Annotated in this window: 7 protein-coding genes; 2 read left to right on the top strand and 5 right to left on the bottom strand. The window is 53.2% G+C overall.

Annotation, left to right across the window (positions count from 1 at the left end; genetic code table 11):
• Positions 1 to 45 precede the first annotated feature (45 nt).
• A complete protein-coding gene (gene tkt / locus NNO02_RS14205; RefSeq protein ID WP_202037803.1) occupies positions 46 to 2,037 on the bottom strand; it encodes a transketolase in 1,992 nt (663 codons plus the stop codon).
• A gap of 279 nt (positions 2,038 to 2,316) precedes the next feature.
• Here tkt and NNO02_RS14200 point away from each other — a divergent pair, with 279 nt between their 5' ends.
• A complete protein-coding gene (locus NNO02_RS14200; protein ID WP_202037802.1) occupies positions 2,317 to 3,075 on the top strand; it encodes a M48 family metallopeptidase in 759 nt (252 codons plus the stop codon).
• A gap of 186 nt (positions 3,076 to 3,261) precedes the next feature.
• Here the strand turns inward: NNO02_RS14200 and speB are convergent, their stop codons facing one another.
• From speB to NNO02_RS14180, 4 genes are all read right to left on the bottom strand, one after another.
• Positions 3,262 to 4,182: an agmatinase gene (gene speB, locus NNO02_RS14195; RefSeq protein WP_271441203.1), complete on the bottom strand. Its 921-nt coding sequence runs from the start codon at positions 4,180 to 4,182 to the stop codon at positions 3,262 to 3,264.
• 237 nt (positions 4,183 to 4,419) lie between these two features.
• Positions 4,420 to 6,396 (bottom strand): biosynthetic arginine decarboxylase, encoded by a 1,977-nt coding sequence (gene speA, locus NNO02_RS14190; protein ID WP_137382625.1) that lies wholly within the window; start codon positions 6,394 to 6,396, stop codon positions 4,420 to 4,422.
• 8 nt (positions 6,397 to 6,404) lie between these two features.
• Positions 6,405 to 6,536: an acid stress response protein YqgB gene (yqgB, locus tag NNO02_RS14185; RefSeq protein ID WP_137382624.1), complete on the bottom strand. Its 132-nt coding sequence runs from the start codon at positions 6,534 to 6,536 to the stop codon at positions 6,405 to 6,407.
• A gap of 91 nt (positions 6,537 to 6,627) precedes the next feature.
• Positions 6,628 to 6,765 carry a hypothetical protein gene (locus NNO02_RS14180; protein WP_271450368.1) on the bottom strand — a complete coding sequence of 46 codons (138 nt, stop codon included), beginning with the start codon at positions 6,763 to 6,765 and terminating at the stop codon, positions 6,628 to 6,630.
• 542 nt (positions 6,766 to 7,307) lie between these two features.
• On the opposite strand from NNO02_RS14180, the gene metK reads away from it, so the two are divergent.
• Entirely contained in the window at positions 7,308 to 8,462 is a 1,155-nt protein-coding gene (gene metK, locus NNO02_RS14175) for a methionine adenosyltransferase (protein ID WP_005123306.1), read from the top strand.
• Positions 8,463 to 8,644: the final 182 nt, after the last annotated feature.

Here is an 8,644-nt window from a genome sequence, read left to right as displayed (position 1 = left end):
ATAAAAAAGGTCGCCGAAGCGACCCTTTTTACGCTGTGTTTGCGATTACAGCAGTTCTTTTGCTTTCGCGACGACGTTGTCGACGGTAAAGCCGAACTCTTCAAACAGCAGTTCTGCCGGTGCAGATTCACCGAAGGTGGTCATCCCGACGATTGCGCCATTCAGGCCCACGTATTTGAACCAGTAATCAGCGATACCGGCTTCAATTGCCACACGTGCAGAGACCGCTTTCGGCAGCACGGATTCGCGGTAAGCCGCATCCTGCTTATCGAAAGCATCAGTAGACGGCATGGATACCACGCGCGCTTTCACGCCTTCAGCGGTCAGTTTGTCCCATGCAGCCACCGCCAGCTCAACTTCAGAGCCGGTCGCGATGAAGATCAGTTCTGGCTGACCAGCGCAATCTTTCAGCACGTAACCACCACGGGCGATATTCGCCAGTTGCTCTGCAGTACGTTCCTGCTGCGCCAGGTTCTGACGGGAGAGGATCAGCGCGGTCGGGCCGTCCTGACGCTCAACACCGTATTTCCACGCCACAGCGGATTCAACCTGGTCACACGGACGCCATGTGCTCATGTTCGGGGTCACACGCAGAGAAGCGACCTGCTCTACCGGCTGGTGAGTCGGGCCATCTTCGCCCAGACCGATGGAGTCGTGGGTGTAGACCATGACCTGACGCTGTTTCATCAGCGCAGCCATACGCACCGCGTTACGGGCATATTCCACGAACATCAGGAAGGTGGAGGTGTACGGCAGGAAACCACCGTGCAAAGAGATACCGTTGGCGATAGCGGTCATACCGAATTCACGTACACCGTAATGGATGTAGTTACCGGCAGCATCTTCGTTAATCGCTTTAGAGCCAGACCAGATAGTCAGGTTTGATGGCGCCAGGTCGGCAGAGCCACCAAGGAATTCAGGCAGCAACGGACCAAACGCTTCAATCGCGTTCTGGGATGCTTTACGGCTGGCGATTTTGGACGGGTTCGCCTGCAGTTTAGCAATGAATTCGTTCGCTTTTGCGTCGAAATCAGACGGCATTTCGCCTTTCATACGACGGGTGAATTCAGCGGCTTCCTGCGGGAAGGCTTTGGCATAAGCAGCGAACTTCTCGTTCCATGCCGCTTCTTTTGCCTGACCGGCTTCTTTCGCATCCCACTGCGCGTAAATATCAGACGGGATTTCAAACGGCGCGTATTTCCAGCCAAGCTGTTCGCGGGTCAGCGCGATCTCAGCATCGCCCAGCGGCGCACCGTGAGAGTCATGGGTGCCAGCTTTGTTCGGGGAACCGAAACCGATGATGGTTTTGCACATCAGCAGGGACGGTTTATCGGTGACCGCACGGGCTTCTTCAACGGCGCGCTTAATCGCGTCAGCATCGTGACCATCAACGCCACGAACCACATGCCAGCCGTAAGCTTCAAAACGCTTCGCGGTGTCATCGGTGAACCAGCCTTCAACGTGACCATCGATGGAGATACCGTTGTCATCGTAGAACGCCACCAGTTTGCCCAGCTTCAGCGTACCAGCCAGGGAGCATACCTCGTGAGAGATACCTTCCATCATGCAGCCGTCGCCCATGAACGCATAAGTGAAGTGGTTAACAATGTCGTGGCCCGGACGGTTAAACTGCGCCGCCAGTGTTTTTTCAGCAATAGCCATACCCACTGCATTCGCAATACCCTGACCCAAAGGACCTGTCGTGGTTTCCACACCTGCGGTGTAACCGACTTCCGGGTGTCCCGGGGTTTTGGAGTGCAGCTGACGGAAGTTCTGCAGCTCGGACATCGGCAGATCGTAGCCGGTGAGGTGCAGCAGACTATAAATCAGCATGGAGCCGTGGCCGTTGGACAGCACGAAGCGGTCACGGTCAGCCCAGGACGGGTTAGTCGGGTTGTGGTTCAGGAAATCACGCCACAGGACTTCGGCAATGTCAGCCATACCCATCGGGGCACCCGGGTGACCGGATTTGGCTTTCTGTACTGCGTCCATGCTCAGCGCACGAATAGCATTGGCAAGCTCTTTACGTGAGGACATTTTGACTCCAGATCGGATAATGAAGGCCGTGCCCTTAACGACTTGACGACAGAGCGTTTTGGGCTACGCCGGAAAAAAGTGCCAACAATGTAACCCAAGCCGCGTGTCATGTACATGGAGCATCCTTTTACTGCTTCAGAAATCTCTGGATCATGCGCGCATGTTGCGCAATCTACTCGCCCGCTTATTGTTCTTTTCTTTATACTTAGGCTGAGCGTCGGTTTACCTGCAAACGACGCAATTTTTAGAATAATCCTGACTTTGTGCGGAAGAGAAAACATGAAAATTCGCGCTTTACTGCTTGCTATGAGCATGGCGACGGCATTGACCGGTTGCCAGAATATGGACTCCAATGGACTGCTTTCTTCTGGCGCAGAGGCTTTTCAGGCCTACAGCCTGAGCGATGCTCAGGTAAAAGCGCTCAGCGATCAGGCCTGTAAGGATATGGACAGCAAAGCTACCATCGCCCCGGCTGGCAGCGAATATGCGACGCGTCTTAGCAAAATCGCCACTGCACTTGGCGACAACATTAACGGTCAGCCAGTGAACTACAAAGTCTATATGGCGAAAGATGTGAATGCCTTTGCCATGGCAAACGGCTGTATCCGCGTGTACAGCGGCCTGATGGATATGATGACGGATAATGAAGTTGAAGCAGTCATCGGCCACGAAATGGGTCACGTTGCGCTGGGTCACGTGAAAAAAGGTATGCAGGTTGCGCTAGGAACCAACGCCGTGCGTGCTGCGGCGGCATCTGCGGGCGGCATCGTCGGCAGCCTGTCGCAATCACAACTGGGCGATCTTGGTGAGAAACTGGTGAATTCACAGTTCTCTCAACGCCAGGAATCCGAAGCAGATGATTACTCGTATGATTTGTTGCGCAAGCGCGGCATCAACCCGGCGGGTTTAGCCACCAGCTTTGAGAAACTGGCAAAACTGGAGGCAGGACGTCAAAGCTCAATGTTTGACGATCACCCGGCATCCGCAGAACGTGCGCAACATATTCGCGATCGCATGAGCGCGGACGGAATTAAGTAATCTTCAAACAGTGCAGGATGGCGGCGTGAATGCCTTATCCGGCCTACAGATTTCATCCCATTATCGGACGTAATTGGCGAAGTCAGTTTGGGCCCGGCCAGCGCACAGCCACCGGAGCGTACACGTAGTACGTGAGGATGGCGAGCACTGCCCGGACCCAAAATGACGAGTAAAATAGTCCGACTATTATTCGCCTTTCTTCGCCGCCTGAATATACAGCATTTCCAGCGCTAACGTTGCCGCGGCCAGCGCGGTGATCTCTGACTGATCGTAAGCAGGCGCGACTTCTACAACGTCCATGCCGACGATGTTCAGATCTTTCATACCACGTACCAGTTTGATTGCACGATCGGAGGTCAGGCCGCCGATCACTGGCGTACCGGTACCTGGTGCAAACGCAGGATCCAGGCAGTCGATATCAAAAGTCAGGTATACCGGCATATCGCCAACTACCTGCTTAACCTGCGCAATGATGTCATCCACACTGCGATCGTTCACCTGGCAGGCATCCAGTACGGTAAAGCCGTTGTCTTTATCGAATTCAGTACGAATGCCAATCTGCACAGAGTGATTTGGATCGATCAGACCTTCGTTTGGCGCAGTGTAGAACATCGTGCCATGGTCAAATTCACAGCCGTTGGCGTAGGTGTCGGTATGCGCATCAAAGTGCACCAGCGCCATTTTGCCAAAGTGCTTCGCGTGAGCGCGCAGCAGCGGTAGCGTGACGAAGTGGTCACCACCAAAAGAGAGCATGCGCTTACCAGCAGAAAGCAGCTTCTCAGCATGCGCCTGCAGCTTTTCACTCATTTCACGGGCATCGCCAAACGCGTAAACCAGATCGCCGCAGTCCACGACGTTCAAACGTTCGCGCATATCGAAATTCCACGGGAAACGGTTGTGTTCCCAGGCCAGGTTAGTGGAAACCTGACGGATCGCCGCCGGGCCGTGACGCCCGCCCGCACGACCAGATGTTGCCATATCAAACGGTACGCCGGTGATTACCCAGTCGGCATCACTGTCGTATGGCATGAAGTTCATCGGCAGACGCAAAAAACCAAAGGCGTTAGAAACCAGGGAGTTGTCGTATTGATGACCTAAGGTGCTCATGTACTGACCTCTTATAAAATCGGTGAAAAAAAATCCCCTCCGCGTCGTTAAGCCCGACGAGGAAGGGATTGATTTACGTGACTACTTGCATGGGCGAATTATCGCCGTTAATTTGTACGGATTCAAGTGAGCGCCGTAAATGCCGCCCTCTCTGAATCTGACTGCCGGATGGCGGTTGCGCCTTATCCGGCCTACTTTCGTAGCTCCGGTAAGCGCAACACCACTGAACATTTACCGTTACTCGTCTTCGAGATAGGTATATCCGTACAGCCCTGCTTCGAACTCTTCGAGGAACTGCTGCTGCAACTCCGCGTCCAGATCGGTGTTTTTCACCTGATCACGGAACTGTGTCAGCAGAGTATTCGGGTCCAACTGCACATACTGCAGCATGTCTGCCACAGTATCGCCCTCGTCAGACAACTCAACTTCGACACTGCCATCAGGGAAGACAAACACGTCAACCGCTTCGGTATCACCGAACAGGTTGTGCATGTTACCGAGGATCTCCTGATAAGCCCCCACCATAAAGAAGCCCAGCATCGGCGGGTTCTCCGGATCGTACTCCGGCATCGGCATGGTGGTGGCAATTCCGTCGCCGTCAACGTAATGGTCGATAGCACCATCGGAATCACAGGTAATGTCCAGCAGAACCGCCCGGCGCTCAGGGGCCTGGTTCAACCCTTCCAGCGGCATCACCGGGAACAACTGATCGATACCCCACGCATCCGGCATCGACTGGAACAGAGAGAAGTTGACGTAAATCTTATCCGCCATACGCTCCTGCAGCTCGTCGATAATCGGACGATGCGCGCGGTTGCTCGGGTCGAGTTGTTTCTGTACTTCGTGACACATATTCAGATAGAGCTGTTCAGCCCATGCGCGTTCCTGCAGGCTAAAAGTGCCTGAAGAGTAGCCGACGTGAATATCGTGCAAGTCCATCTGGCTATCGTGCAACCATTCACGTAACGAGCGACGGGTACCCGGCTCGTGCATCTCCTGCCACGTTTCCCACATACTTTGCAGGGCGCGCGGAGCATCTTCAGCCGGAGGTGTGGCTTCGGTGTGTTCGCTACGTTCAACGCCGATAATGTTCGACACCAGTACGGTATGGTGTGCAGTAACAGCACGTCCAGATTCGGTGATCACCGTCGGGTGCGGCAGGCCATGTTCTTCACAGGCATCGCCAATCGCCCAGATAATGTTGTTGGCGTATTCGTTCAGGCCGTAGTTCACAGAGCAGTCGGACTGCGAGCGGGTCCCTTCATAGTCCACGCCCAGACCACCACCCACATCGAAGCACTGGATATTTACGCCCAGTTTATGCAGTTCAACGTAGAAACGGGCTGATTCACGTACGCCGGTAGCGATATCGCGAATGTTCGCCATCTGCGAACCAAGGTGGAAATGCAGCAGTTGAATGCTATCCAGACGACCGCGCTCACGCAGAATTTCCACCAGTTGCAGCACCTGGTTTGCCGCCAGGCCAAACTTGGATTTCTCGCCGCCGGAAGACTGCCATTTACCGGACCCCTGGGAGGCCAGACGTGCACGAACACCGAGGCGTGGCACGACGTTCAGGCGCTCGGCCTCTTCCAGCACGATGGCGATTTCAGACATCTTCTCGATAACCAGATAGACCTTATGGCCCATCTTCTCACCGACCAGCGCCAGGCGAATGTATTCGCGGTCTTTATAGCCGTTACAGACAATCACGCTACGGGTCATACCCGCGTGCGCCAGTACCGCCATCAGTTCCGCTTTCGAACCCGCTTCCAGACCTAACGGTTCGCCAGAGTGGATCAGCGATTCAATAACACGGCGATGCTGGTTAACTTTGATCGGGTAAACCAGGAAGTAGTCGCCGTTGTAGCCGTATGATTCACGTGCACGTTTGAACGCCGCGTTAATCGAGCGCAGACGATGCTGCAGGATCTGCGGGAAGCAAAACAGCGCAGGCAGACGTTGCCCCTGTGCTTCACGGGCTTTTACCAGTTCGGCGAGATCGACACGCGCTTCTGGGACGTCAGGGTCCGGGCACACGCTAATGTGGCCTAATTCATTGACGTCGTAATAATTATTACCCCACCAGGCAATATTGTATGTACGCAGCATCTTGCTGGCTTCCTGGGAACTCATTGCAACCTCCTGCATGGAGCGTAGTACACCCTGTCCGCCCGCTGACGAAGGCGAACCCATGAAAATGTCGTCAGACATAGCGAACCTCAGATTTTATTAACAAGTGTAAAACAGTTGACTACTATCGCAATCCGAAGAGGCGATAACAACCCATAAACAGGCAGATTTTCCAGCAGATAGTGCTGACGCTCCGACTGTGCGACCGGTTTCTTTTTCATATCATTGTAAACACGTAACCGAACTTAATGCTGACGGTTCGGCGAAACCACGAGAAAACTCTTGTTTACCAAGAGCGCCCTTGTTCAGTCCTTAGTGACCGTAGCCGGCCCTGGAGTCCTGAGAAGCGCCGAGATGGGTATAACATCGGCAGGTATGCAAGATGCAGATTACGGGGGACATATGTACACCAGAACGGTGTGACAGATTCAGCAGAATACAACGGTTCATTATCTCGTATCACCTCCACGGCTGCTCCTGACGGAACGAACCCACAAGCCAAAGCTAAAGTTTTAGCCCGGCTGGAAGTGGCAACACGATGAAAACGTCGTGTGCTTTTGTCTATCCTAAATAATTCGAGTTGCTGGAAGGCGGCAACGCAGGGAGTCCCCGGGAGCTTACATGAGTAAGTGACTGGGGCGAGCGAGTACTGCCAACGCACATGCAACTTGAAGTATGACGGATATGAGCCGCGCGCCGCGTTTTATACCGATAAGAAGGTCAAAATGCAAAAGATAAATATGCACATTGCCAGCACCGTCAGGAAAAATTTCCAGTTACATTTTCAGTACAATGCGACCTTAATCAAAAAAAAGCTGGAAATCAGGCGAAGAAGTATCCTAAAATAGCCGTCCAGATGTTAATCCATCTATACCGATTAACACTCAGACTGCCAGTGTCCGTCATCTGCAGACTCATGGTAGAATCTTCTACACATGGCTATTCCACTCGACAGTTTGAGCTAACCAAATATTCCTTAGGTGAAATTAAATATGGCAAAACACCTTTTTACGTCCGAGTCCGTATCAGAAGGGCATCCTGACAAAATCGCTGACCAAATCTCTGATGCCGTGCTGGATGCAATCCTCGAGCAGGATCCGAAAGCACGCGTAGCCTGCGAAACCTACGTCAAAACCGGTATGGTTTTAGTTGGCGGCGAGATCACTACCAGCGCTTGGGTAGATATCGAAGAGATCACGCGTAACACGGTTCGCGAAATTGGCTATGTGCATTCCGACATGGGCTTTGACGCCAACTCTTGCGCAGTTCTGAGCGCCATCGGTAAGCAGTCTCCGGATATCAACCAGGGTGTTGACCGCGCGGATCCGCTGGAACAAGGCGCTGGCGACCAGGGTCTGATGTTTGGTTATGCAACCAATGAAACCGACGTGCTGATGCCTGCGCCAATCACCTACGCGCATCGTCTGGTACAGCGTCAGGCTGAAGTACGCAAAAACGGTACTCTGCCGTGGCTGCGTCCGGATGCAAAAAGCCAGGTCACTTTCCAGTATGACGACGGTAAAATTGTCGGTATTGATGCCGTGGTTCTGTCGACTCAGCACGCTGAAGATATCGACCAGAAATCTCTGCAAGAAGCCGTCATGGAAGAGATCATCAAACCGGTACTGCCGACCGAATGGCTGACCGCTGCGACCAAATTCTTCATCAACCCGACGGGTCGTTTTGTGATCGGCGGCCCAATGGGCGACTGCGGTCTGACTGGTCGTAAAATCATCGTTGATACTTACGGCGGCATGGCCCGTCACGGTGGCGGTGCATTCTCCGGTAAAGATCCGTCTAAAGTTGACCGTTCTGCGGCCTACGCTGCACGTTATGTGGCAAAAAATATCGTCGCTGCAGGTCTGGCAGACCGTTGTGAGATTCAGGTTTCCTACGCTATCGGTGTAGCTGAACCGACCTCTATCATGGTTGAAACCTTTGGTACCGAAAAAGTACCTTCAGAGCAGCTGACCCTGCTGGTGCGCGAGTTCTTCGATCTGCGTCCATACGGTCTGATTCAGATGCTGGATCTGCTGCACCCGATCTACAAAGAAACCGCAGCTTACGGTCACTTTGGTCGTGAACATTTCCCATGGGAAAAAACCGACAAAGCGCAACTGCTGCGTGACGCTGCCGGTCTGAAGTAATTTACTGAAGACTGTCCGCTTAGTAAGACCAGCCTCGTGCTGGTCTTTTTTTTATTCCCCTATTCTCCTCCAACACCTCGTCACCTGAACAATACAGTGAATCATCTCTTTCAATAAAAATGAAAGCGATTACACATCACCGCTTTTCTATCCACAACGAGTTAACATCTCTTTTCCGCCGC

Source organism: Citrobacter sp. Awk 2 (assembly GCF_028069815.1).
Lineage (GTDB): Bacteria > Pseudomonadota > Gammaproteobacteria > Enterobacterales > Enterobacteriaceae > Citrobacter.
The sequence above is the reverse complement of the archived record's forward strand: the minus strand, read 5'-3'. Positions and strand labels throughout refer to the sequence as shown.